Origin of the sequence: Pseudomonas sp. P105 (assembly GCF_032614175.1) — a bacterium.
GTDB classification, from domain to species: Bacteria; Pseudomonadota; Gammaproteobacteria; order Pseudomonadales; family Pseudomonadaceae; genus Aquipseudomonas; species Aquipseudomonas rhizophila.
Map to the genome: position 1 here is coordinate 1,961,585 of NZ_CP126693.1, position 24,350 is coordinate 1,985,934.

At 61.9% G+C, this 24,350-nt stretch carries 17 protein-coding genes; 6 read left to right on the forward strand and 11 right to left on the reverse strand.

Annotated elements, in window-relative coordinates:
• Nucleotides 1-323: 323 nt before the first annotated feature.
• From QOM08_RS08850 to QOM08_RS08865, 4 genes are all read right to left on the reverse strand, one after another.
• Nucleotides 324-1,994 (reverse strand): bifunctional protein-serine/threonine kinase/phosphatase, encoded by a 1,671-nt coding sequence (locus QOM08_RS08850; RefSeq protein ID WP_316912831.1) that lies wholly within the window; start codon nucleotides 1,992-1,994, stop codon nucleotides 324-326.
• A 9-nt stretch (nucleotides 1,995-2,003) separates the two neighbouring features.
• The gene (locus tag QOM08_RS08855; RefSeq protein WP_047227151.1) at nucleotides 2,004-3,215 is read right to left on the reverse strand and encodes a nitrate/nitrite transporter; all 1,212 of its coding nucleotides are present in this window, start codon (nucleotides 3,213-3,215) and stop codon (nucleotides 2,004-2,006) included.
• 387 nt (nucleotides 3,216-3,602) lie between these two features.
• A complete protein-coding gene (locus tag QOM08_RS08860) occupies nucleotides 3,603-4,178 on the reverse strand; it encodes an ANTAR domain-containing response regulator (protein WP_025212689.1) in 576 nt (191 codons plus the stop codon).
• Between the two features lie 14 nt (nucleotides 4,179-4,192).
• A complete protein-coding gene (locus QOM08_RS08865; protein ID WP_076385656.1) occupies nucleotides 4,193-5,404 on the reverse strand; it encodes a CmpA/NrtA family ABC transporter substrate-binding protein in 1,212 nt (403 codons plus the stop codon).
• 238 nt (nucleotides 5,405-5,642) lie between these two features.
• Between QOM08_RS08865 and QOM08_RS08870 the strand changes: the two genes are divergently transcribed.
• On the forward strand, nucleotides 5,643-6,662 hold the full coding sequence (locus QOM08_RS08870) for a quinone-dependent dihydroorotate dehydrogenase (protein ID WP_047227154.1): 1,020 nt from the start codon (nucleotides 5,643-5,645) through the stop codon (nucleotides 6,660-6,662).
• A gap of 307 nt (nucleotides 6,663-6,969) precedes the next feature.
• Here the strand turns inward: QOM08_RS08870 and rmf are convergent, their stop codons facing one another.
• Complete coding sequence (gene rmf / locus QOM08_RS08875; protein ID WP_003223300.1) at nucleotides 6,970-7,185, reverse strand: ribosome modulation factor; 216 nt, start codon at nucleotides 7,183-7,185, stop codon at nucleotides 6,970-6,972.
• Between the two features lie 531 nt (nucleotides 7,186-7,716).
• Here rmf and rlmKL point away from each other — a divergent pair.
• Nucleotides 7,717-9,987: a bifunctional 23S rRNA (guanine(2069)-N(7))-methyltransferase RlmK/23S rRNA (guanine(2445)-N(2))-methyltransferase RlmL gene (gene rlmKL, locus QOM08_RS08880; RefSeq protein WP_316912832.1), complete on the forward strand. Its 2,271-nt coding sequence runs from the start codon at nucleotides 7,717-7,719 to the stop codon at nucleotides 9,985-9,987.
• A 143-nt stretch (nucleotides 9,988-10,130) separates the two neighbouring features.
• On the forward strand, nucleotides 10,131-12,515 hold the full coding sequence (locus tag QOM08_RS08885) for a diguanylate cyclase (RefSeq protein WP_316912833.1): 2,385 nt from the start codon (nucleotides 10,131-10,133) through the stop codon (nucleotides 12,513-12,515).
• A gap of 125 nt (nucleotides 12,516-12,640) precedes the next feature.
• Here the strand turns inward: QOM08_RS08885 and dacB are convergent, their stop codons facing one another.
• Complete coding sequence (gene dacB / locus QOM08_RS08890; protein WP_076385650.1) at nucleotides 12,641-14,107, reverse strand: D-alanyl-D-alanine carboxypeptidase/D-alanyl-D-alanine-endopeptidase; 1,467 nt, start codon at nucleotides 14,105-14,107, stop codon at nucleotides 12,641-12,643.
• Nucleotides 14,108-14,338: 231 nt separating this feature from the next.
• Between dacB and QOM08_RS08895 the strand changes: the two genes are divergently transcribed.
• Nucleotides 14,339-14,683: a YggL family protein gene (locus QOM08_RS08895; RefSeq protein WP_047227158.1), complete on the forward strand. Its 345-nt coding sequence runs from the start codon at nucleotides 14,339-14,341 to the stop codon at nucleotides 14,681-14,683.
• A 158-nt stretch (nucleotides 14,684-14,841) separates the two neighbouring features.
• Here the strand turns inward: QOM08_RS08895 and QOM08_RS08900 are convergent, their stop codons facing one another.
• Nucleotides 14,842-16,032: a benzoate/H(+) symporter BenE family transporter gene (locus QOM08_RS08900; RefSeq protein WP_316912834.1), complete on the reverse strand. Its 1,191-nt coding sequence runs from the start codon at nucleotides 16,030-16,032 to the stop codon at nucleotides 14,842-14,844.
• A 240-nt stretch (nucleotides 16,033-16,272) separates the two neighbouring features.
• Between QOM08_RS08900 and QOM08_RS08905 the strand changes: the two genes are divergently transcribed.
• Complete coding sequence (locus tag QOM08_RS08905) at nucleotides 16,273-17,037, forward strand: GntR family transcriptional regulator (RefSeq protein WP_003183531.1); 765 nt, start codon at nucleotides 16,273-16,275, stop codon at nucleotides 17,035-17,037.
• A 131-nt stretch (nucleotides 17,038-17,168) separates the two neighbouring features.
• On the opposite strand, the gene guaD is transcribed toward QOM08_RS08905, so the two are convergent.
• From guaD to xdhA, 4 genes are all read right to left on the reverse strand, one after another.
• On the reverse strand, nucleotides 17,169-18,473 hold the full coding sequence (gene guaD / locus QOM08_RS08910; protein ID WP_316912835.1) for a guanine deaminase: 1,305 nt from the start codon (nucleotides 18,471-18,473) through the stop codon (nucleotides 17,169-17,171).
• 19 nt (nucleotides 18,474-18,492) lie between these two features.
• Nucleotides 18,493-19,335 (reverse strand): xanthine dehydrogenase accessory protein XdhC, encoded by an 843-nt coding sequence (xdhC, locus tag QOM08_RS08915; RefSeq protein ID WP_316912836.1) that lies wholly within the window; start codon nucleotides 19,333-19,335, stop codon nucleotides 18,493-18,495.
• Between the two features lie 124 nt (nucleotides 19,336-19,459).
• Entirely contained in the window at nucleotides 19,460-21,859 is a 2,400-nt protein-coding gene (xdhB, locus tag QOM08_RS08920; protein ID WP_316912837.1) for a xanthine dehydrogenase molybdopterin binding subunit, read from the reverse strand.
• Entirely contained in the window at nucleotides 21,852-23,306 is a 1,455-nt protein-coding gene (gene xdhA / locus QOM08_RS08925) for a xanthine dehydrogenase small subunit (RefSeq protein WP_316912838.1), read from the reverse strand. The genes xdhB and xdhA overlap by 8 nt, the downstream gene beginning before the upstream one ends.
• Nucleotides 23,307-23,688: 382 nt before the next feature.
• Here xdhA and QOM08_RS08930 point away from each other — a divergent pair, with 382 nt between their 5' ends.
• Nucleotides 23,689-24,348 (forward strand): GntR family transcriptional regulator, encoded by a 660-nt coding sequence (locus QOM08_RS08930; RefSeq protein WP_047227164.1) that lies wholly within the window; start codon nucleotides 23,689-23,691, stop codon nucleotides 24,346-24,348.
• Nucleotides 24,349-24,350: the final 2 nt, after the last annotated feature.

The window sequence follows — 24,350 nt, forward strand, 5'->3', positions numbered from 1 at the left end:
CGCCTTTGTCCTTGTCCCGTTCTCTCGGGAAGCACCGCCCTCATCGTTGGAGGCGTTGCTTTATGTATGGTGAGAGAGGTTATGCAGTGGTTGTGCCAACTGGCTTGAGGGCGCGGATTTACTGGAGGGGAGGCGGGTTGCACGGATGGGAGCGGGATTTATTGCACCGAATCAAAGCGTGTTGCCCGGTAATGGAGCGTCCCGCAGGCGCAGTTGCAGGGACCATCAGGCCGCCATCGCGAGCAGGCTCGCTCCCACATTGGATCTGCGGTGGACACAAAACCTGTGGGAGCGAGCCTGCTCGCGATAGACGCGACTGGGTTTCAGCCATGAAACGCTAAATACAGCAGCACCAGATTCACCACCAACGACACCAGCGCCAACGTGCGCCAGACCTTCAGCGGCTCCCTTTCCAGTAGCGGCCGAGGCCTGACGCTCAAGCTGCGCCGTTCCCCCTGTTCCAGCAGCAACAGCCATTCCTCGGCGGTTTCAAATCGTTGCCCAGGATCCGCCGCCACGGCACGCTCCAGGCTTTGCCCAAGCCATTCGGCCAGGTCCGGTCGATAGCGATGGGCACTGACCGGTATGCCAAAGCGCGGTCGCTGGAACGCCTCGATTTCGCCGTAGGGATAGTGTCCGGTGAGCAGGAAATACAAAGTCACGCCGACCGCATACAAGTCTTGTTGCGCCGTCGGCGGCGCACCCCCGAAGGCTTCCGGGGCGATGTAGCTGGGCGTGCCGGGCAGCACGTTGGCCTGGTCTTCGGACAATCCCGGGCAGTACGCCAGTCCGAAATCCAGCAAGCGCAGTTCCCCATCCTCGCCCAGGTGCAGGTTCTCCGGCTTGATATCGCGGTGAAAGATCTGTCTTCGATGCAACAGGCCCACCGCGTGCACCAGCCGCTGCGCTAGGTCCTGCCACTGGGGCAGAGGCAACGGGCCGCCCTGGTTGAACAGCTCGGCCAGGGTCTTGCCCGAATATTCCCGCATGACGTAGTACAAATGCTGACGCTGGGCAACGCCGTGGACTTCCGGAAACTGCCGCCCGGCGACCCGCCTGAGGAACCACTCTTCCGACAGCAACGACTGCCCGGCCTGAGTATCGTCCCGTAGATGCCCCGGCAAGGTTTTCAGCAACCATGGTTGGCCCTGGCCATCGTGTACCCGGTAGAGCAACGATTGCTGGCTCTGGCCGAGCAGGCTTTCGATCTGCCAGCCCTCGAACACTTGCCCCGGTTTCAATGCCGGGGGAAGGGGCCATTGCTGCAACTGGGCCAGCGCATCGCCAATGCTTGCTTCGCCCACCGCATCGACCCGCACCAGCAGTGCGCTGGCGTTGTCCTGGCTGCCGGCCAGGTGCGCAGCGTTGACCAGGGTTTGCGCGGCAATGTTCAGGTCCGGCTGGTCACGAAGGATACCGGCGATGGCCGTGTCCCCCAGAACCGCCCAGACGCCATCGCTGAGCAGTACGAAGGTCTCGTCGGCGCGCAGTTCGCCATCGAGGAAGTCCAGGATCAGGTGCTGATCCAGCCCCAGGGCACGCTTGAGCACGTGCTGCATGCCCTGTTGTTCCCAGACGTGATCCTCACTGACCCGCTGCAGATGATTGTCGTGCCAGCGGTAGACCCGGCAATCGCCCACGTGGGCCAGGGTGAAGCGCCGGCCCCGCAGGACCAGCGCGCTGACGGTGGTGAGCAGCGGTTGCCCGCCACCGTTGGCTTGCAGCCAGCGATTCTGTGCCAATAACAGCCGGTCCAGCGCTTGGGCCACACCCCAGGTTTGCGGCGTGGAATAGTAGTCCAGGGCCAGGGCCTGCAAGGTCGAACGGGCGGCCAGCCCGCCATCGGCGCATTGGCTCACACCGTCGGCGATGGCGAACAGGTACCCCTTGCTCGCGGCCAGGGCCGGCGCCGGGGTCACCAGGCGCAGGGCGTCCTGGTTTTCTTCCCGAGGGCCAATGGCACTGGCTTCGGCAAAACTCAGCTGCAGGCTCATGGAGGCTATTTATACCCGAGCCGCGGTGACAGCGGCCGAACCCCAGGTGGTCCTCCAGCGACGCTTGACGCCGTACAGGCCGAACCAGGCCAGGACGCCGAGGCTGGCGAACAACCACAGTGCCAGTTGATAGCTGCCGGTGCTTTGCTTGATCGCGCCCATGCCTGCCGCCAGGGCGAAACCGCCGATGCCGCCGGCCATGCCGATCAATCCGGTCATCACGCCGATCTCGCGACGGAAGCGTTGTGGCACCAGTTGGAATACCGCGCCGTTGCCCGCACCCAAACCGAGCATGGTGCAGACGAACAGGGCCAGGGCCGCGTAGGAGCTTGGCAGATTGAAGCCCACTGCCGCGATGCAGACAGCGGCCACGGTGTACATGCCCAACAGGGTGCGAATGCCACCGAAACGATCCGCCAGGGCGCCGCCCAGTGGACGCATCAGGCTGCCCCCGAAGACGCAAGCGGCGGTGTAGTAACCGGCGGTCACCGGGCTCAGGCCGTACTGGTCGTTGAAGTAGCCGGGCAGTGCGCTGGCCAGGCCGATGAAGCCGCCGAAGGTCACACTGTAGAAGAACATGAACCACCAGCTGTCCCGGTCGCCCAGGGCCTTGAGGTAGTCGCCCATGGATTTGGCTTTTGGTCGCTCGGGAGCGTTCTTGGCCAGCCAGGCAAAGAGGATCAGGGTCACGATCAGCGGGATCAGCGCGAAACCGAACACGTTGCTCCAGCCGAATGCCACCGCCATCACCGGGGCGATCAGCGCAGCCAGTACGGTGCCCGAGTTACCAGCGCCGGCAATGCCCATGGCCTTGCCCTGGTGCTGTGGCGGATACCACTGGGAGGCCAGCGGCAGGGCCACGGCGAATGAAGCACCGGCCACGCCGAGGAACAGTCCCAGCAGCAAGGCTTGTTCGTAGCTGTGGATGCCCAGTTTCCAGGCACAGAACAGTGCACCGATCACAATCACCTGACCGACCATACCGGCGGTTTTCGGTGAAATCCGGTCGGCGAGCAGGCCCATGAACAAGCGCAGCACGGCACCGGCCAGGATCGGCGTAGCCACCATCAGGCCGCGTTGCTGGGTGGTCAGGTGCAGGTCGGCAGAGATCTGCACCGCCAGTGGACCGAGCAGGTACCAGACCATGAAACTCAGGTCGAAATAGAGGAAGGCCGCGAACAGTGTCGGGGTGTGGCCGGATTTCCAGAAGCTTGAATTCATCGCGCACCTCAGCTGTAAAAGTCTCGAGAAATGAGTCAGTGCCTTGAAGCAGTGCGCCGCCTGTGGCTGCACCACCGACCCCGGACTGTGGGATCAAAACAAAAAAACGCCGCAACCCGAATCGCCAGGGGGCGAGGAGGGTGTGCGACGTCTTTGTCGTAGGTGGGGCAACCGCCGTTGGTTACCTGTGGCTTTGCTAAAGCGAGAACTGTGCCAACAGGGGAGCAGTGTGAGACCTATCGCGAGCAGGCTCGCTCCCACAGTGGATCTTCAGTGGCCATGAAACCTGTGGGAGCGGGCCTGCTCCCACATTGGAGTTCCAGTGGCCACAGGATCTGTGGGAGCGAGCCTGCTCGCGATAGCGCCGGGCCAGGCGCTGCAAGGCTTTCAGCCGAGCAGCTCATTCATCGCAATGATCTGCTCGGCCACCTGGATCAGCTTCTGCTGGCGACTCATGGCCTGGCGGCGCATCAGGGTGTAGGCCTGTTCTTCGTTGCATTCTTTCATCTTCATCAGCATGCCCTTGGCCAGTTCGATGCGTTTGCGTTCGGCCAGTTGCTGGTCCCGGGCCAGGAGCTGGGCGCGCAGGGCCTGGTCGCTTTCGAAGCGGGCCATGGCCACGTCGAGGATCGGTTGCAGGCGCGCGGCGTGGATGCCTTCGACGATGTAGGCGCTCACGCCCGATTTGATCGCCTGGCGCATTACATCCGGGTCGTGCTCGTCGGTAAACATGACGATCGGTCGTGGCTGGTCGCGGCTGACCAGCACCACTTGCTCCATGACATCGCGTCCGGGTGACTCGGTATCGATCAGGATCACGTCCGGACGCACTGTTTCGACGCGTGCCGGCAGGTCGATGGTCAATCCGGATTCATCGATGACTTCGAACCCGGCCTCAATCAGGGCCGCTTTGAGACGGCCGACTTTTTTCGCGGTGTCGTTGATCAGCAGGATACGCAGCATGGTCGTGGCTCCTGTCAGCGGCTGGCGAAGAGGGGAGCCGCATCGCTCAAAGCGTGCAGTTTGAAGCTTTTGGCATAAGCGGCCGGATCCGAGCCGTCCCAGATGGTGCCGTCGATCAATTGGCTGCTGCGCATGTCCTGGCGGGGGGCGGCGATGTCCAGTGCCGCGCAGGCTTGACGGTATAGCGTGAGCTGCTGGACTTGCTGTGCCACGGCCAGATAATCCGGGTCTTCACGCAACAGGCCCCAGCGGCGGAACTGGGTCATGAACCACATGCCATCGGACAGGTAGGGCAGGTTCACTTCGCCGTTGCCGTGGAAACGCATCGCGTGAGGGTCCTGCCAGCTGTTGCCCAGCCCGTCGGCGTAAATCCCTAACAGGCGCGGCTCGATGCAATCCAGCGGTGCGTCCAGGTATTCGGGGGCACTCAATAGTTGTGCGGTGCTGCGGCGGTTCTCGGTGCTTTGCTCAATGAAGCGACTGGCTTGCAGGATCGCCATCACCAGTGCGCGGGCGGTATTGGGGTATTGCTCGACGAATGCACGGGTGCAGCCGAGGACTTTTTCCGGGTGATCGGGCCAGATGGTTTGAGTCGTCGCCAGGGTGAAGCCCAGGTTCTGTTTTACCGCACTGGCGCACCACGGCTCGCCCACGCAGAACCCGTCGATCCGTCCGGCCTGCAGGTGGGCGATCATTTGCGGCGGCGGTACCACCACGCTGTCGACATCCGACAGCGGATGGATGCCTTGAGCGGCGAGCCAGTAATAGAGCCACATGGCGTGGGTGCCAGTGGGGAAGGTCTGGGCGAAAGTCAGTTTCGGGCGAGTTTGGTGCACATGTTGTTCCAGTGCCTCAGGACTGGTCACGCCTTGGGCCTGCAAGCCATGGGAAAGGTTGATGCTCTGGCCGTTCTGGTTCAGCCCCATCAACACCGCCATGTCGGTCGGCGCGACCCCGCCGATGCCCAGGTGCACCGCGTAGATCAGGCCATACAGGCTGTGGGCGGCATCGATTTCACCGCTGACCAGCTTGTCCCGCAAGTTGGCCCAGGACGCTTGGCGCTTGAGGTTCAAAGTCAGCCCGTAAGGCTGGGCGAAGCCCTGGGTGGCGGCCACCACCAGCGGCGCGCAGTCGCTCAAGGCCATGAAGCCAAGATTGATCGCGCTCTTTTCCGGGGCATCGCTGCCATTGACCCAGGCCAGGGGGTTGGCTGGAATTTCATTCATCGCGCATCACCTTTCCACAAAAAAAGGCGCCGTATCCGGACGCTTGCAAGGCCGGATGACGACGCCGTTGTCCTTCAAATACAGTGTGGCACTCATTCCGTCGTTGGCATGGGTGCCGATGAACGCAAGTGGTGCAAGGCATATGCCATCGCCGCTGTTTTGTGCAGGCGCCTCGCGTGCATCGTCGTAGCCCGGCTATAATCGCCGCCTCATTTCGTCGCCCGAGTCCAAGCCGCCCATGTACACCCTGGCCCGTGAACTGCTGTTCAAACTTTCCCCGGAAACCTCCCACGATCTGTCCCTGGACCTGATCGGTGCGGGTGGACGTTTGGGCCTCAATGGTCTGCTGTGCAAGGCGCCGGCTAAATTGCCGGTGAATGTGATGGGGCTTGAGTTCCCCAACCCGGTCGGGCTGGCGGCGGGCCTGGACAAGAATGGCGCGGCCATCGACGGTTTTGCCCAGTTGGGGTTCGGTTTCGTGGAAATCGGCACCGTCACCCCGCGTGCCCAGCCGGGCAACCCAAAGCCACGGATTTTCCGCCTGCCGCAAGCCGAGGCGATCATCAACCGCATGGGCTTTAACAACCTGGGCGTCGACCATTTGCTGGGGCGTGTGGCTGCCGCCAAGTACAAGGGCGTGCTGGGCATCAACATCGGCAAGAACTTCGATACACCGGTGGAGCGCGCGGTCGACGATTATCTGATCTGCCTGGACAAGGTCTACGCCCACGCCAGTTATGTGACCGTCAACGTCAGTTCCCCGAACACTCCGGGGCTGCGCAGCCTGCAATTCGGTGATTCGCTCAAGCAACTGCTGGCCGACCTGGCCCGACGTCGCGCCGAATTGGCGGTGATCCATGGTAAGCATGTGCCACTGGCCATCAAGATCGCACCAGACATGACCGACGAAGAGACCGCACAGGTGGCCCAGGCCCTGATCGACACTGGAATGGACGCGGTGATTGCCACCAACACGACGCTGGGTCGCGAAGGTGTCGAGGGGGTGGAACACGCTGACGAGGCGGGCGGGCTGTCCGGTGCGCCGGTGCGGGACAAGAGCACCCACACTGTGAAGGTGCTGGCCGCGGAACTGGCGGGGCGCTTGCCGATCATCGCGGCGGGTGGCATCACCGAGGGCAAGCATGCTGCCGAAAAAATCAGCGCAGGCGCGAGTCTGGTGCAGATTTATTCAGGCTTTATCTATAAGGGGCCGGCGTTGATTCGGGAATCGGTGGATGCGATTGCTGCACTGCGTTGATTCTCAAGGTGCAACGCGATTCAACTGTGGCGAGGGGATTTATCCCCGCTGGGGCGCGAAGCGGCCCCAAACAGCTCACTCGTTAAACCTGACACTCTGAGGGCTGCTGCGCAGCCCAGCGGGGATAAATCCCCCTCGCCACAACTGTATTCACAGCCCGGCTTTTTGCAGTGTTCATGAAACCCAGGCATTAAAAAGGGCTCCTCGAAGGAGCCCCCTGGGCCGAAGCCCGCCGTCCGGATGGGACGTGCGTGGTTAAATCGATGTGAGTATCAAATTGTCGAGTTCTTGAGTGTTAAGCCCTGTGTCAGCCGACGGCGTGAAGTTCGTTGAGTCTATGGATACCCGCAGTGCCGGTCATACCGTCCCAGTTGTCGCCGCGTCCTTCTCGCCAGCCATTGATCCAGGCTTGACGTACCGACGGTAGAGTAAAGGGGCAAAGCTCACGGGATTTACCACCAACGCCATATTGGTAACCGCGTAAAAATGCTCTTTCCAACGGATCACGCTTAAGTCTTCTCATAGGGTGTTGCCCTCACTTGTTGACTGTTGCTTAGCGTCGACCTCTATTGAGGCCGGGGCAGAATCATTCTGCCGTTGGTGGCTCGTTGCCGGCGTGACGAGCCGAGGTGTTGACGCCGTTGCGACGTCAACCTGTGTTGAGTTCTAACCAAAGCGTCACATGGATGGAATGATCGTTTTGTCATAAGCACGTAACAATAAAGATGTTAGGGCGATAAGTAACATGATGTTCGTCACCCGCTTTCAGGCAAGACCCCTGTATGATCGGCCCTGCATCGAAGGGTGCAGCCCTCAGGCGAATGAGAATGTCCCCCCGTTGCACTCGGGTACTATTCGACGAAAGGGTCGAGTTTTCACAATTTGTTGCACAGAATTTTTTATCTGCCCTCGCCTCTAAGCTCTTTTAACCTGAGCGGCGAGGGCGGCACGGCACACTTTCGTGCCACACGGGTGCTCTTGAGAAAAGCACCTGATTGAACCCGGCCCGGCAATGCGTTGCCCGGTCCACTTAGCCAAAGGCTCTGGAAATCCCATGTCCGATCGTTTCGAACTCTTCCTCACTTGCCCCAAAGGTCTTGAAGGCCTGCTGATCGAGGAAGCCGTCGGGCTTGGCCTTGAAGAGGCGCGTGAGCACACCTCGGCCGTGCGCGGCATAGCCGACATGGAAACGGCTTATCGCCTGTGCCTGTGGTCGCGCCTGGCCAACCGCGTATTGCTGGTGCTTAAGCGCTTCCCGATGAAGGACGCCGAAGACTTGTATCACGGCGTGCTGGATGTGGATTGGCAAGACCACATGCTCGCCGATGGCACCCTGGCGGTGGAGTTCAGCGGCCATGGCTCGGGTATCGACAACACCCACTTCGGCGCCTTGAAGGTCAAGGACGCCATCGTCGACAAGCTGCGTACCCCGACAGGCGAGCGGCCATCCATCGACAAGCTCAACCCGGACCTGCGCATCCACCTGCGCCTGGACCGTGGCGAAGCGATCCTCTCCCTGGACCTTTCCGGCCACAGCCTGCACCAGCGCGGCTACCGCCTGCAGCAAGGTGCCGCGCCGTTGAAAGAAAACCTTGCCGCAGCCATCCTGATCCGCGCCGGCTGGCCGCGTATCGCCGCTGAAGGCGGGGCGCTGGCCGACCCGATGTGCGGCGTCGGCACGTTCCTGGTGGAAGCCGGGATGATCGCTGCCGACATGGCGCCGAACCTGCGCCGCCAGCAGTGGGGCTTCACCGCCTGGCTTGGTCATGTGCCGGCGCTGTGGAAGAAGCTCCACGAAGAAGCCACCGAGCGTGCCGCTGCCGGCCTGGCCAAGCCACCATTGTGGATTCGCGGCTACGAAGCCGACCCACGGCTGATCCAGCCGGGCCGCAACAACGTCGAGCGGGCGGGCCTGAGCGAGTGGATCAAGATTTATCAGGGGGAAGTCGCCACCTTCGAACCCCGCCCGGACCAGAACCAGAAAGGCCTGGTGATCTGCAACCCGCCGTACGGCGAGCGTCTGGGCGACGAAGCCAGCTTGCTCTATCTCTATCAGAACCTCGGCGAGCGCCTGCGCCAGGCCTGCCTGAACTGGGAGGCCGCAGTGTTCACCGGCGCGCCGGACCTGGGCAAGCGCATGGGCATTCGCAGTCACAAGCAGTATTCGTTCTGGAACGGCGCCTTGCCGTGCAAATTGCTGCTGATCAAGGTCCTGCCCGATCAGTTCGTCACCGGCGAGCGTCGTACCCCGGAACAGCGCCAGGCCGAGCGTGAGCTGGCTGAGTACGATCAGGCGCCGGAAGTACCGCAAGAGCGCCAGTACAACAAGAACGGTAACCCGATCAAGCCGGCTCCGGCTCCGGCTCCTGTGGTCGAGCAGGCCCGTTTGAGCGAAGGCGGGCAGATGTTCGCCAATCGCCTGCAAAAAAACCTCAAGCTGCTGAGTAAATGGGCCAAGCGTGAAGGCGTGGACTGCTACCGGGTCTACGATGCCGACATGCCGGAATACTCCATGGCCATCGACCTGTACCACGATTGGGTTCACGTCCAGGAATACGTCGCGCCAAAATCCATCGACCCGGAAAAGGCCTCGGCTCGGCTGTTCGACGCCCTGGCCGCCATCCCCCAGGCACTGAATATCGACAAGAGCCGCGTGGTGATCAAGCGTCGCGAACGTCAGAGCGGCACCAAGCAGTACGAGCGCCAGAGCACCCAGGGCAAGTTCACCGAGGTCAACGAAGGCGGCGTGAAGCTGCTGGTCAACCTCACCGACTACTTGGACACCGGGCTGTTTCTCGACCACCGGCCGATGCGCCTGCGGATCCAGAAAGAGGCGGCCGGCAAGCGCTTCCTCAATCTGTTCTGCTACACCGCGACCGCCAGTGTCCACGCCGCCAAGGGCGGTGCGCGCAGCACCACCAGTGTCGACCTGTCGAAAACCTACCTGGACTGGGCGCGGCGCAACCTGTCGCTCAATGGTTTTTCGGATAAGAATCGCCTGGAGCAGGGCGACGTGATGGCTTGGCTTGAAGCCAGTCGTGACGAATACGACCTGATCTTCATCGATCCGCCGACATTCTCCAATTCCAAGCGCATGGAAGGGGTGTTTGACGTGCAGCGCGACCACGTCCAACTGCTGGACCTGGCCATGGCCCGCCTGGCGCCGGGTGGTGTGCTGTACTTCTCCAACAACTTCCGCAAGTTCCAGCTCGAGGACAATCTGGCCGAGCGTTACGCGGTGGAGGAAATCACCGCCAAGACCATCGATCCGGATTTTGCCCGTAATGGCAAGATTCACCGTGCCTGGAAAATCATGGCCCGCTGACCTGTAGCCGATTGGATCCATGGAAGCCTTGAAACTCAAGGCTTTCAGGCGTTTTTGTGCTGGTCAAAATGATGGCTAATAGCTATAACTTAAGCCTGTGGACAGGGCAGTACCTACTGCCTGCCCCTTTCTGAGTTGTATTTATGGCATTGCATCAGGTACGCCCCAGAATCCTGGGTTTTATCAGCGAAGATGTGTCGGCCTGGCTGGTGGCTTCGCTGGTGCTGCTGGCCGGTGCGTTCCTGACCGGTTTGTTGACCTGGGCGATGGCCAATCTGTTTGACCAGCAATTGCGCCAGCGCTTTGAACTGCAAGCCGATGAACGCTTTAGCCGCATCGAGGAACGTTTTCAGGACCAGGAGCAACGTCTCGACAGCCTGAGGCGTTTCTTTGCCAACTCGGCCGGGGTTTCCGAGAGGGAATTCCATGGCTATGCCGAAGCGTTGCTGCGGCGCACCCAGGCGTTCGCCTGGGCGCCTCGGGTGCTGCGCGACGAACGATCATCGTTCGAACAACAAGCCCGCACCGAGGGGGGCGATACGTTTTCCATCCGTGAGCCTGACGACTCCGGTGGCTTGCGTCTGGCCGCCGAACGGGACGAATACGTGCCGGTGTTGTACCTCCAGAATCAACCTTCCTTCAAGGCTCCACGGGGCTTGGACCTGCTCGCCCATCCCTTGCGCCGTGCCACCCTTGAGCGCGCTCGCCACCGGGAGACCATAGTGGTATCGCAACCTTTGGACCTAGCGGGAGAGGCCGCCACCGCCACCCGCGGGGTGTTGCTGGTCGCGCCGGTCTCCAAGGCGTGGTCCAAGGAACCTTTCGGTTACGTCGTGGCTGCCGTCAGCATGCGCCAGTTAGTGGGTGATGGCCTGCCGGCGCCCGGTCAGGACAACCTTTCGATGCGGGTCATGGACCTGTCCACGGACGATCGGGAGGAAGTGCTGTTCGAGTCACTCGATCCACCGGGCGAAAGTGACTTGTCGGCGACCCGCCTGTTGCGCCTGGCCGATCGTGACTATCGGATAGAGTTGCGGCCCAGTCACATGTTCCTGTCCACCAACCCTTCCTCGGTGGCCAGCCTGGTGGTATTGGGGGTCTTGCTCAGCCTGCTCCTCAGTGCGCTGCTGTATGTGCTAGTCAGCCAGCGACAGCGGGCCCTGCAGTTGGTCGAGCTGCGGACCCGAGAGCTGCGCGAGCGTGAGCAGGAACTGCGGGGCACCCATGGCCAGTTGCGTGGTGTGCTGAATGCCGCGACCCAGGTTGCGATCATCGCCACGGATCTTCGCGGGGTGATCACCACGTTCAATGCGGGCGCCGAGCAGATGCTTGGCTACGACAGCGGCGAGGTTCTGCACTGCATGACCCTCGAAAGCCTTCACTTGCCGCGCGAGCTCCAGGCCCGGGCCGTACAACTTGCTGCGCGTTATGGCAAACCGATTCCCACGTGCCACGCAATGTTGGTCGAGGGCGGCGAACAGGGTGGCCAGCAGGCCCGGGAATGGACCCTGGTGCGCCGCGATGGCAGCCATCTGACCGTGAACATGCTGGCGACACCGATGCTCGATGATCAGGGGCTGTGGGTCGGGCATCTGGCGATCTGCATCGACATCACCGAACGCAAGCGCGTTCATGAGGCCTTGGCCGCCCGGGACCTGTTGCTGAAAAAACTCAGTGCCCACGTCCCTGGGGGCATCTACCAGTTCAAGATGGATTTCAATGGGCGTTTCAGCGTGATTTATGCCAGTGATGGCATTCGCGATATCTATGAGCTGGAGCCCGAGACACTGGTGCGCAACGCCGAATCGATTTTCTCGCGCATCCATCCGCTGGACAGTGCGCGCGTGCGCAGATCGATCCGCACTTCGGCCGACACCCTGAGCCCATGGCGCGAGGAGTATCGCCTGCAACTGCCGCAGCGTGGGTTGCGTTGGGTGCGCGGCGAGGCCACGCCTGAGGAGCTGCCAGGCGGTGGGGTGTTGTGGCACGGTTATATTTCCGACATTTCCGATCTCAAGCGGGTGGAGGAGGAACTGCGAGCCTTGTCAGTGACCGACGCCCTGACAGGTATTCGCAACCGGCGCTATTTCCAGGAGCGCCTGACCACGGAGATGGCGCGGGTGGAGCGGGGCACCGGCGAGTTGGCGGTCATCATGCTCGACATCGATCACTTCAAGCGCATCAACGATCAGCATGGCCATGCTGTGGGCGATCGGGTGTTGCAGGCGGTTTGCCAGCGCATCACCCAGCGGCTGCGACGGACCGACGTGTTCTGTCGGCTGGGCGGTGAAGAGTTCGTGGTGTTATGCCCGGACACCGACGGCGAAAGTGCCCACGCCTTGGCCACGGGGTTGTGGGAAGGGCTGCGCAGCGCGCCGATCGAGGACGTGGGCGTCATCACGGCCAGCTTCGGTATCGCCACCTGGCGGGTCGGGGAGGGGGCGGATGCGCTGCTGCTGCGGGCCGACTCGGGGGTGTACGCGGCCAAGCAGGCCGGACGGGATCGGGTTGAGGTGCAGTTGGGGTAGGCGTTCGCGCCGGTGATCGATGTGGGAGCGAGCCTGCTCGCGATAACGGTGTGCCATTCAACATCGCTGTTCACTGGCTGACGCATCGAGAGCAGGCTCGCTCCCACATTCAATTTGGTACGGGTTTAGAGCACCGAAGCCGTCTGCGGCAGTTTCGGCTGGCGGTACAGGTCCAGCAGCACCTGGTCCAGCACCGACGAAGCGCCCCATGGCCGCGGATCGTTGAGAATCGCCACGACGGCCCAGGTGTTGCCGTTGATGTCACGGCTGTAGCCCGCGATGGCGCGAACGGTGTTCAGGGTGCCGGTCTTGACGTGCGCTTCGCCGGCCATGGCGGTGGTCTTGAGACGTTTGCGCATGGTGCCGTCGGTGCCGGCGATGGGCATCGAACTGATGAATTCGGCGGAGTACGGGCTGCGCCACGCGGCTTGCAGCATTGCCGCCATTTCCCGGGCACTCACCCTTTCGGCGCGGGACAGGCCGGAGCCGTTTTCCATGACCAGGTGCGGCGCGGTGATGCCTTTCCTGGCCAGCCACTGGCGTACCACCCGCTGTGCCGCTTTGGCGTCGTCACCGTCGGCTTCGTTGCGGAACTCTGCGCCCAGGCTCAGGAATAATTGCTGGGCCATGGTGTTGTTACTGTATTTGTTGATGTCGCGAATGATCTCCGCCAGGTCCGGCGAGAACGCCCGGGCCAGCACCTTGGCGCTGCTCGGGGTCGCCGCCAGGCGATCCTTGCCCTGAATGCTGCCGCCCAGTTCCTTCCAGATCGCCCGCACCGCTCCGGCGGTGTAGGTGGGGTGGTCCAGCAGCGCCAGGTAAGTCTGGGAGCTGCAACCGTCACCGAGCTGGCCGCCGACGGTCACGGTCACGCTGCCGTCTGCCTGGGGCACCGGGTTGTAGCGCACGCCACCGGTGCATTGCTTGGAGTTGAGTGCCTTGACCTGGTTTTCGATGCGAATGCTGGCAATCGGCGGCTCCACCGACACCAGCACCCGGCCGGCGTCATTGCGGGCGACAAAACGCAGGGCCTTGAGGTTGACCAGCAAGGAGTCGGGCTTGACCAGGAACGGTTTGTTCTTGTCGTTGCCGTCGTCGTTGAATTCAGGCAACTGCGGTTTGATGAAGAAACCACGGTCCAGCACCAGGTCCCCGGTCACCTGTTGCACGCCGTTGGCCCGCAGGTCGCGCATCAGCAGCCAGAGTTTTTCCATGTTCAGCTTGGGGTCGCCGCCACCCTTGAGGTACAGGTTGCCGTTGAGAATCCCGCCGCTGAGGGTGCCGTCGGTGTAGAACTCGGTTTTCCACTGGTGATTGGGCCCCAGCATCTCCAGGGCGGCATAGGTGGTCACCAGCTTCATGGTGGAGGCCGGGTTCACCGAGACGTCGGCGTTGTACAGGGTCGGGGTGCCAGGGCCGTTGAGCGGGATCATCACCAGGGACAAGGCGTTGTTTTGCAGCTTGCTGTTCTTGAGGGCCTTTTGCACATTGGGCGTCAGGGCCGTGTTGATGGTGGCGGCGCTGGTGGATGCGGGCAGGGCCAGGGGAAGAAGAAGGCTGGCCAAAAGCAGTGGACGCAAAGATCTGATCATCTGAAATAAAACCCTACGGGCGAGGGGGAAAAAACGAGGGCATGAAAATGAACGCCCTCAACGTCATGAAAGTGTCGGCATTATGCCCCAAGGTGCAACGGCTTGTGCCGTGCCTGAGCCCTTCAGGGCGCTATTTTTTACCGACGGTAGGCCCACACACCCGATCAGGCGGGCAAACAGTGCACCAAACTGGTAGAGTGCCGGCCGTTATTACTTATGAGGATTGTTCCAATGGCGACTAACCGTTCCCAGCGTCTGCGCAAAAAACTGTGCGTGGATGAATTTCAAGAGCTGGGTTTCGAACTGAACCTGGATTTCAAAGAAGATCTGGCCGATGAGGCCGTTGACGCTTTCCTCGACGCTTTCCTGAAAGAAGCCATGGAAGCCAATGGCCTGGGCTATGTTGGCGGCGACGACTACGGTCTGGTTTGCCTGCAGAAGCGTGGCTCGGTGTCCGAAGAGCAGCGTGCGGCCGTTGAAGCCTGGCTCAAGGCGCGTCCTGAGCTGACCAGCGTTGAAGTCAGCCCGCTGATGGACGTCTGGTACCCGGAAAAGCCGATCAATCCGGTCGCTTGATGGTCTGAAACCGGCAGCCCGTTTGGGTGCCGGTTTTTTTGTGCCTGTCGGTTGGGGTTATCGTTCCCACGCTCCGCGTGGGAATGCCTCTAGGGACGCTCCGCGTCCAGTGACGCGGAGCGTCACGGGTGGCATGCCCACGCAGAGCGTGGGCACGATCAATCGTTACGCCAGTTCAGGATCACTAAGGTCAACACCCCCGCCACAATCCCCCAGAACGCCGAGCCGATGGAAAACAGCGTCAACCCCGATGCCGTGACCATGAAGGTGATCAGCGCCGCTTCCCGTTCCCGGGCTTCGCTCATGGCGATGCTCAAGCCATTGATGATTGAGCCGAACAGCGCCAGCGCCGCGATGGACAGTACCAACTCCTTGGGCAGCGCCGCGAACAACGCCGCCAGTGTCGCGCCGAACACCCCGGCAAGCCCATAGAAAACCCCGCACCAGACTGCTGCCGTATAGCGTTTGTTACGATCCTCATGGGCGTGGGGCCCAGTGCAGATGGCCGCACTGATGGCCGCCAGGTTAATGCCGTGGGAGCCGAACGGCGCCAGCAGCAGCGAGGCGATGCCGGTGCTGGTGATCAGCGGCGAGGCCGGTACGTTGTAACCGTCGGCCCGCAGCACCGCGATGCCAGGCATGTTTTGCGAAGTCATCGCCACCACGAACAATGGAATGCCGATGCTGATGGTGGCCGCCAGGGAGAAGTGCGGCGTGGTCCATACCGGTGTGGCCACTTCCAGGGTAAAGCTGCTGAAGTCCAGCAGCCCCATCAAGCCTGACAGAGCTGTACCGATCAGTAACGCCGCCAGCACCGCGTAGCGCGGCGACAGGCGCTTGACGATCAGGTAGGTGAAAAACATCCCCAGCACCAGACCGGTTCGATGCTGGGCGGCGACGAAAATCTCGCTGCCGATCTTGAACAGGATCCCCGCCAGCAACGCCGCCGCCAGTGAGGCCGGAATGCGCTTGACCAGGCGCTCGAAGCTGCCGGTCAGGCCACAGATCGTCACCAGCACCGCGCAGGTGATGTAGGCGCCGATGGCCTCGCCATAACTGACCCCGCCCAGGCTGGTGATCAGCAGCGCCGCGCCGGGTGTCGACCAGGCGATGGTGATCGGTGTGCGATACCGCAACGACAGGCCAATGGAGCACACGGCCATGCCGATGGAAATCGCCCAGATCCACGAAGAAATCTGCCCGCTGGTCAGCCCTGCCGCCTGTCCGGCCTGGAACATCAACACCAGCGAGCTGGTGTAGCCGGTCATCATGGCGATGAAACCGGCGACGATCGCCGATGGCGATGTATCGGCCAACGGACGAAGTGGCGTGGTCGTGACTTCGGTCATGGTGGGCGGTGGTCCTTGTTATAAATTGCAGGAGGGCGGGGGCCACAGGTTCGGGGTTTAAGCCTAAACTCAACCCCGTTGCCGATTGCAATACAGCCACGTCCGTAAACAGCCGTACAGTCGTGTTGCCATCAGAGGTTGTGTACAATCGACGTATTATTTACGTGATACTTGTCAGCGACCCGCTGAGGCGTATTACAGTCACGGTCAATTCGCCGCAGTTCTCCGACTCGAGTGCCCATGAACGAACAGTTGCAGCCCCTCAAGAAACAACCGCGAGCAGGCAAAGCCGGCCGCAGCGGAACCCAGGACGATATTGTCTATGCGCATATTTTCGAGGCCATCCTCGAACAGCGTCTGGCGCCCGGTACAAAGTTGAGCGAAGAGGCGTTGGGGGAGATTTTCGGGGTCAGTCGCACCATCATTCGCCGCGCGTTGTCGCGCTTGGCCCATGAAGGTGTGGTGCTGTTGCGACCCAATCGCGGCGCCGTGGTGGCCAGCCCGAGTGTTGAAGAGGCCCGCCAGGTATTCATGGCCCGGCGTCTGGTGGAGCGGGCAATCACCGAACTGGCCGTGCAGCACGCCACCGCCGAGCAGCTTGCCGAGCTGCGGCAGATGGTCAGCGACGAGCGCGACAGTTTTTCCCGTGGTGACCGTGGCGCTGGCATCCGCCTGTCAGGCGAGTTCCACCTCAAGCTGGCCGAGGCGGCGAAGAACGCCCCGCTGATCAGCTTCCAGCGCAGCCTGGTGTCGCAGACCTCGCTGATCATCGCCCAGTATGAAAGCGGCAACCGCTCCCACTGTTCCTACGACGAACACACCCAATTGATCGACGCCATCGAGGCCCGCGATGCCACCCTGGCCGTGGACCTGATGATGCACCACATGGACCACATCGACAGCAAGCTCAACCTCGACGAAGAAAGCGCGTCGGATGATTTGCATGCGGTGTTTTCGCATTTGTTGCAGAGCAAGAAGCCAGGGCGGTCGACGGCCAAGCTTTGATGGGTTGAATCAGACGTACCGAGTTGCCTTCATCGCGAGCAGGCTCGCTCCCACAAGGGTTATGTGACTGAGACAAATCCACTGTGGGAGCGAGCCTGCTCGCGATTGGCGGTCTGACAGGCGCTAGAAATCTAGCGCTGATGCACCAACCGGCCCGCCGCAAAGGTCTGCGCCACTGTCCGGTCATCCCCTAATGTCATCAACACAAACAACTTCTCGGCAATGTCCCGGGCCTGCTTGAGGCGATAGCTCAACAGCGGCGTGGCGTTGTAGTCCAACACCAGAAAGTCTGCATCGCTGCCTGGCTGTAAAGTCCCGATCCGGTCTTCCAGGCGCAAGGCCCGGGCGCCGCCAAGCGTGGCCAGGTACAGCGACTTGAACGGGCTCAGGCGGGCGCCCTGCAACTGCATCACCTTGTAGGCTTCGTTCAGGGTTTGCAGCAACGAAAAACTGGTGCCGCCCCCCACATCCGTACCCAACCCCACGTTCACTTTGTGCTTCTCGGCCATTGGCAGGTTGAACAGGCCGCTGCCGAGGAAAAAGTTCGAGGTCGGGCAGAACGCGATGGCCGAACCGGTCTCGGCCAGGCGCGCGCATTCGTCGTCACACAGGTGCACGCCGTGGGCGAACACCGAGCGTTCGCCGAGCAGTTGGTAGTGGTCGTAGACGTCCAGATAACCTTTGCGCTCGGGGAACAGTTCCTTGACCCATTGCACTTCCTGCAGGTTCTCACTGATGTGAGTCTGCATGTACAGGTCGGGATATTCCCCCAGCAACTGACCCGCCAGGGCCAGTTGTTCCGGCGTGCTGGTCGGCGCAAAACGCGGGGTCACGGCGTAATGCAGGCGGCCCTTGCCATGCCAGCGCTCGATCAGCGCTTTGCTTTGGGTGTAGCTGGATTCGGCGGTGTCGGTCAGGTAGTCCGGGGCGTTGCGATCCATCATCACTTTGCCGGCGATCATCCGCAGGTCGAGTTTCTCGGCCACCTCGAAAAACGCGTTCACCGATTGCGGGTGCACACTGCCGAACACCAGCGCGGTGGTGGTGCCGTTGCGCAGCAGTTCCTTGACGAAAATATCGGCGACGGCGTCGGCATGGGCCTTGTCGGCGAACTGACTTTCGCAAGGGAAGGTGTAGGTGTTGAGCCAGTCCAGCAATTGCTCGCCGTAAGCCCCGACCATGCCGGTCTGTGGCAGGTGGATGTGGGTGTCGATGAAGCCGGGAGTGATCAGCGCGTCCTGGTAATGAGTGATCTCGATGTCGGCCGCCAGGGTGGGCAGCAATTCGCTGGCGTGGCCGATGGCGCTGATCTGGCCGTTTTCCACCACCAGCAGGCCGTCTTCAAAATATTCATAGGACGCTTCAACGCCGACTTCGGCGGGGTCGGCAAGGCTGTGGAGCAGGGCGGCGCGGTAGGCTTTACGTGTCAGGGGCATGGGAATTCTCAACGATTGTTCAACGGTTCGCCTGGCTGCGGCGCGAGGCCGGCAGCAGCTTGGCAATCGGTTCGGCGCGCGTGGTGTGCTGGCCGAAATCCGCGTTATAGGTGGCGATGATTTCACCGGCGATGGAGATGGCGATTTCCACAGGCAACTTGCCTTTGACGTCGCCAATGCCCATCGGGCAGCGCATGCGCTGCAAGGCGCTGCTGTCGAAGCCGCGATCGCGCAGGCGATGTTCGAACTTGACCCGTTTGGTTTTCGAACCGATCAGGCCGAAGTAAGCGAAGTCGTTGCGCTTGAGGATCGCGGCGCTCAGTTCCAGGTCGAGCTGATGGTTGTGGGTCATGACGATGCAGTAGCTGCCGGCGGGCAGCTCGTCGATTTCATCCAGCGGCTCCTCGCTGACGATCTTGCGCACGCCGTGGGGCAAATGTTCAGGAAACTCCGCTTCCCGGGAGTCGATCCAGCGCACCTTGCAGGGTAGGCTCGCCAGCAGCGGCACCAGGGCGCGGCCGACGTGGCCGGCGCCGAATACGGCGATCTGCGCCTGGACCTGGCCCATGGGTTCGAACAAAAGCACGGTCACGCCGCCGCAGCACTGGCCCAGGCTGGCACCGAGGCTGAAGCGCTCCAGATGGGTGCTTTGCTGGCCGCTGGCGAGCATCTGCCGGGCGAGCGCCATGGCTTTGTATTCCAGGTGGCCGCCACCGATGGTGTCGAACGTCTGGCTGGCGCTGATCACCATCTTCGAACCGGCATTGCGCGGGGTCGAGCCGAGTTCTTCGATGATCGTCACCAGCACGCAGGGTTCACCGCGATCTTGCAGGTCGGCGAGGGCGCTGATCCAGTTGTACATATTCACCTCGACATCTCTGTTGTCTGTTCCGGCCTCATCGCGAGCAAGCTCGCTCCCACATTGGGTCGGTGTTCACAAATCCCCTGTGGGAGCGAGCTTGCTCGCGATTGGCCGCGCCGCGGTCTTAGAGCGAAGCCAACTCGGTTTCAGCTTCCCCAACCTTCGCCACCCTCAACCCACGCATCTGCTCACACCCCCACAACACCCGCTCCGGGGTCGCCGGTGCATCGATTTTCGGCTGGTGCTGGTAATTCCCCAGGCTCGCCACGGCATCCTTGATGGCGCACCACGCGGCGATGCCGAGCATGAACGGCGGTTCGCCCACGGCTTTGGAATGGAACACCGTGTCTTCCGGGTTCTTGCGGTTTTCCACCAGCTTGACCCGCAGATCCAGCGGCATGTCGGCCACCGCCGGAATCTTGTAGCTGGCCGGGCCGCAGGTCTGTAGCTTGCCTTTGTCGTTCCATACCAGCTCTTCCATGGTCAGCCAGCCCATGCCCTGGATGAAACCGCCCTCGACCTGGCCGATGTCGATGGCCGGGTTCAGCGAGGCGCCGACGTCGTGGAGGATGTCGGTGCGCAGCATCTTGTATTCGCCGGTCAGGGTGTCGACGATCACCTCGGCGCACGCCGCGCCATAGGCGTAGTAGTAGAACGGCCGGCCCCGGGCCTGGCTGCGGTCGTAATAGATTTTCGGGGTCTTGTAGAAACCGGTGCTCGACAGCGAGACCTGGGCGAAATACGCCTGCTGCACCAGCGCCTCGAACGTCAGGATGTGATCGCGCACCCGCACATGGCCGTTGTGGAACGCCACGTCTTCTTCGCTGACCTTGTACTGCCGCGCGGCGAACTCCACCAGGCGCTGCTTGATGGTTTCGGCGGCATTCTGCGCAGCCTTGCCATTGAGGTCGGCACCGCTGGAGGCAGCGGTGGGCGAGGTGTTCGGCACCTTGTCGGTGTTGGTCGCGGTGATCTGCACCCGGTCCATTTCCACCTGGAACACTTCGGCCACCACTTGCGCGACTTTGGTGTTCAAGCCCTGGCCCATTTCCGTGCCGCCATGGTTCAGGTGGATGCTGCCGTCGGTATAGACATGAATCAGCGCCCCGGCCTGGTTGAGGAAGCTGGCGGTGAAGGAAATACCAAATTTCACCGGGGTCAGCGCCAGGCCTTTTTTCAGGATCGGGCTATTGGCGTTGTAGCGGCGGATCGCTTCGCGGCGCTCGGCATACTGGCTGCTTTGCTCGAGTTCGGCGGTCATCTCCTCGAGCATGTTGTGCTCGACGGTCTGGTAGTAGTGGGTGACGTTACGCTCGGTCTTGCCGTAGTAGTTGGCCTTGCGCACCGCCAGCGGATCCAGCCCCAGATGCCGGGCGATGGCGTCCATCACCTCTTCGATGGCGACCATGCCTTGCGGCCCGCCGAAGCCACGGTAAGCGGTGTTCGACGCGGTATTGGTCTTGCAACGATGGCCGTTGATGGTTGCATCGCCCAGGTAGTAGGCGTTGTCGGCATGGAACATCGCCCGGTCGACAATCGAGGCCGACAGGTCTGGCGAGCAACCGCAGTTGCCGGCCAGCTCCAGGGCAATACCGTGCAGACGCCCGGTGCTGTCGAAGCCGACGTCGTATTCGATGTAGAAAGGGTGGCGCTTGCCGGTCATCAGCATGTCTTCGACCCGGGGCAGGCGCATCTTGGTTGGTTGGCCGGTGAGGTGGGCGATGACCGCGCACAGGCACGCCGGGCTGGCGGCCTGGGTTTCCTTGCCACCAAAGCCACCGCCCATGCGGCGCATGTCCACCACGACTTTGTTCATCGAAACGTCCAGCACTTCGGCCACCAGTTTCTGCACTTCGGTGGGGTTCTGTGTGGAGCAGTAGACGATCATGCCGCCGTCTTCGGTGGGCATCACCGAGGAAATCTGGGTTTCCAGGTAAAAGTGTTCCTGGCCGCCAATGTGCAGCGAGCCCTGGATACGGTGCTCGGCGCTGGCCAGTGCCGCCGCCGAATCTCCGCGCTGGTGGGTGTGGCTATCCAGCACGAAATGCCGCTTGCGCAGGGCCTCGACCACGTCCAGCACCGGTTCCAGATCTTCGTATTCGATGATGGCCGCCATCGCTGCCTTGCGCGCGGTTCCCAGGTCCCTGGCGGCAACCGCCAGCACCGGTTGGCCGACGAACTGCACGTCATCGATGGCCAATAGCGGGTCACCGGGCAGCAGCGGGCCGATGTCCTTGAGACCCGGCACGTCTGCATGGGTGATGGCGATGCGCACGCCTTCGAAGGCGTAGCAAGGCGCGGTATCGATGCGCAATATCCGGGCGTGGGCGCGGTCCGACAGGCGGGCGTAAACGTGCAACTGGTTCGGAAATTCCAGGCGATCATCGATGTACTGGGCTTCGCCGGACACATGCTTGGCGGCGCTGTCATGCTTGACGCTGCGGCCCACGCCAGTGGTCAGGTCGCGGGCGAACAGTTCGGCCAGCTCGGCTTGAGTCTTCTCTACGGCGTGATGGTTAGACATAAGCGGTCACCCGAGTCTCGATGTGCGGCGTTTGCAGTTCGATGAAGTATTTGCGCAGCAGGTTGCGGGCGCTGAGCAGGCGGTATTCCTTGCTGGCGCGGAAGTCCGACAGCGGTGTGAAGTCCTCGGCCAGGGCGGCGCAGGCACGTTCGACGGTGCTGTCGTTCCACGCGGCACCGATCAACGCGGCTTCACAATGCTTGGCGCGCTTGGGCGTCGCGGCCATGCCGCCGAAGGCCACCCGGGCGTCCTGGACCACGCCATGCTCGATACGCAGGTTGAACGCCGCGCACACGGCGGAAATGTCATCGTCCAGGCGCTTGGAGACCTTATAAGCGCGGAACGCCTGCTCAGCGCTGGCCCGGGGCACGATGATCTTCTCGATGAATTCGCTTTCCTGGCGGGCGGTGACCCGGTAATCGATGAAATAGTCTTCCAGCGCCAGGGTGCGACGGGTCTGGCCCTTGCACAAGACGATCTGCGCGCCGAGGGCGATCAGCAAGGGCGGCGAGTCGCCAATCGGCGAGGCGTTGCCGATGTTGCCGCCCAAGGTGCCCTGGTTGCGGATCTGCAACGAAGCGAAGCGCTGTAGCAGTTCGCCGAAGTCCGGGTATTCAGCCTGCAAGGCTTCGTAGCAGTCGGAGAGTGCGGTGGCGGCGCCAATCTCCAGGCGATCGTCGAAACGCTCGATACGCTTGAGCTCAGCGACGTTGCCCACGTAGATCATCACCGGCAGGGTGCGATGGAACTGGGTGACCTCCAGGGCTAGGTCCGTGCCACCGGCCAGCAGGCGCGCCTGGGGATACGCGTCGTAGAGGTCGGCCAGATCGGCCACGGTCAACGGCACCAGACAGCGTTTGTCGCCGCTGTTGAGTTCACCCGTGTCAGTCGGTGCGATGGCCTTGAGGCGAGCGATGGTCTCGGCTTCGCGGTCGTCGAACTGGTCCGTTTGCCTGGCGCAGCAGACCTGCTCGGCGGCCGCCAGAATCGGCCGGTAGCCGGTGCAGCGACATAGATTGCCGGCCAAGGCTTCGTGGGCTTTATGGGCGTCGGGCTGTTCGCTGTTCTTTTGCAGGGCGAACAGGGACATCACGAAGCCCGGTGTGCAGAAGCCGCATTGCGAACCGTGGCAATCGACCATCGCCTGTTGGACGCTGTGCAACTGGCCCTGGTGCTTGAGGTCTTCGACGCTGATCAGTTGCTTGCCATGCAGGGACGAGACGAAGGTCAGACACGAATTGAGGCTGCGATAACGAATGCGTTCACGGCCGTCCTCGTCGGTCTGCAACTCGCCCACCACCACGGTGCACGCACCACAGTCGCCGCTGGCGCAGCCTTCTTTGGTGCCGGATTTGCCGAGGTGTTCGCGCAAATAGTTGAGCACGGTCAGGTTCGGGTCCAGGGCGTGCTCGCTACGGAGTTCCTGGTTGAGTAAAAACTGGATCACGGAAGGCCTCGCAGACTCATTATTGTTGTATCGACTTGGGCTGAATTTAGCAGGTCTGACTTTGCGGTCAACGATTTTCTGACTTAAAGGTCAAGAAAATCCGCTTGGTCGATGAACAACGGTCTATAGACACTGTAGAACCCTGTGGGAGCCGAGCTTGCTCGCGATGACGGCGGTACATTCAGTATGGATGCATGCTGACAGACCGCTATCGCGAGCAAGCTCGGCTCCCACAGGTTCTTCCACAGATTCTGTTTCAGGATGAGGGCTCAAACTTTTTTGCTTGGATCGTGCCAAAAACCCGCTGCAGGCCCTGCGCCATGACGTATTGAGTGCGCTACACTGCGCCGCTTGTGCAAATCGAAGAGTTTGAAGGACAACCATGACGTTCAAGGCCCCGGACAGCCTCGCCGAGCAAATCGCCCATCACCTGGCCGAGCGCATCATTCGTGGTGAAATGAAGCCGGGCGAGCGCATCCAGGAGCAGAAGGTCACGCTGGCGCTCAACGTGAGTCGCGGTTCGGTCCGTGAGGCTTTGCTGATACTGGAGCGCCGGCATCTGATCGCGATCCTGCCGCGCCGTGGTGCACACGTCACCGAATTGAGCGAACACAAGGTGCGCAGCCTCTGTGCGCTGATGAGCGAGCTGTACATCCTGCTGGGCAATGCCGTGGCTCATGGCTGGCAGGAACAGGCCGACATGGCGCCGTTCATCGAGATCCAGCAGCGTCTTCAGGACGCCTTCGCGCGCCAGGACATCCGCACCTTCGTCGATGAAAGTTTCAGCGTGATGCGCGCCGCGTATCCCTTCGCCAACAACCCGTACTTGCAGGAAACCGTCGAGAACCTGCAACCGGCCATGAGCCGCGCCTACTTCCTGGCCCTGGAACAACGCAAGGCCGAGATGAGCGAATTCCTCGACCTGTTCCAGCGCCTGCTGACCGCCGTGCTGGCCCGTGATTTGCCGCAGATCCGCATCGTGCTGACGGCCTATGCCCAGCGCAGTTGCGATCTGGTGGTTTCTGCCCTGACGGCGGCCTGAAC

Coding starts and splice junctions, on each gene's coding strand:
- QOM08_RS08850 (WP_316912831.1), bottom strand. CDS start 1,994: ATGAGCCTGCAGCTGAGTTTTGCCGAAGCCAGTGCCATTGGCCCTCGG.
- QOM08_RS08855 (WP_047227151.1), bottom strand. CDS start 3,215: ATGAATTCAAGCTTCTGGAAATCCGGCCACACCCCGACACTGTTCGCG.
- QOM08_RS08860 (WP_025212689.1), bottom strand. CDS start 4,178: ATGCTGCGTATCCTGCTGATCAACGACACCGCGAAAAAAGTCGGCCGT.
- QOM08_RS08865 (WP_076385656.1), bottom strand. CDS start 5,404: ATGAATGAAATTCCAGCCAACCCCCTGGCCTGGGTCAATGGCAGCGAT.
- QOM08_RS08870 (WP_047227154.1), top strand. CDS start 5,643: ATGTACACCCTGGCCCGTGAACTGCTGTTCAAACTTTCCCCGGAAACC.
- rmf (WP_003223300.1), bottom strand. CDS start 7,185: ATGAGAAGACTTAAGCGTGATCCGTTGGAAAGAGCATTTTTACGCGGT.
- rlmKL (WP_316912832.1), top strand. CDS start 7,717: ATGTCCGATCGTTTCGAACTCTTCCTCACTTGCCCCAAAGGTCTTGAA.
- QOM08_RS08885 (WP_316912833.1), top strand. CDS start 10,131: ATGGCATTGCATCAGGTACGCCCCAGAATCCTGGGTTTTATCAGCGAA.
- dacB (WP_076385650.1), bottom strand. CDS start 14,107: ATGATCAGATCTTTGCGTCCACTGCTTTTGGCCAGCCTTCTTCTTCCC.
- QOM08_RS08895 (WP_047227158.1), top strand. CDS start 14,339: ATGGCGACTAACCGTTCCCAGCGTCTGCGCAAAAAACTGTGCGTGGAT.
- QOM08_RS08900 (WP_316912834.1), bottom strand. CDS start 16,032: ATGACCGAAGTCACGACCACGCCACTTCGTCCGTTGGCCGATACATCG.
- QOM08_RS08905 (WP_003183531.1), top strand. CDS start 16,273: ATGAACGAACAGTTGCAGCCCCTCAAGAAACAACCGCGAGCAGGCAAA.
- guaD (WP_316912835.1), bottom strand. CDS start 18,473: ATGCCCCTGACACGTAAAGCCTACCGCGCCGCCCTGCTCCACAGCCTT.
- xdhC (WP_316912836.1), bottom strand. CDS start 19,335: ATGTACAACTGGATCAGCGCCCTCGCCGACCTGCAAGATCGCGGTGAA.
- xdhB (WP_316912837.1), bottom strand. CDS start 21,859: ATGTCTAACCATCACGCCGTAGAGAAGACTCAAGCCGAGCTGGCCGAA.
- QOM08_RS08930 (WP_047227164.1), top strand. CDS start 23,689: ATGACGTTCAAGGCCCCGGACAGCCTCGCCGAGCAAATCGCCCATCAC.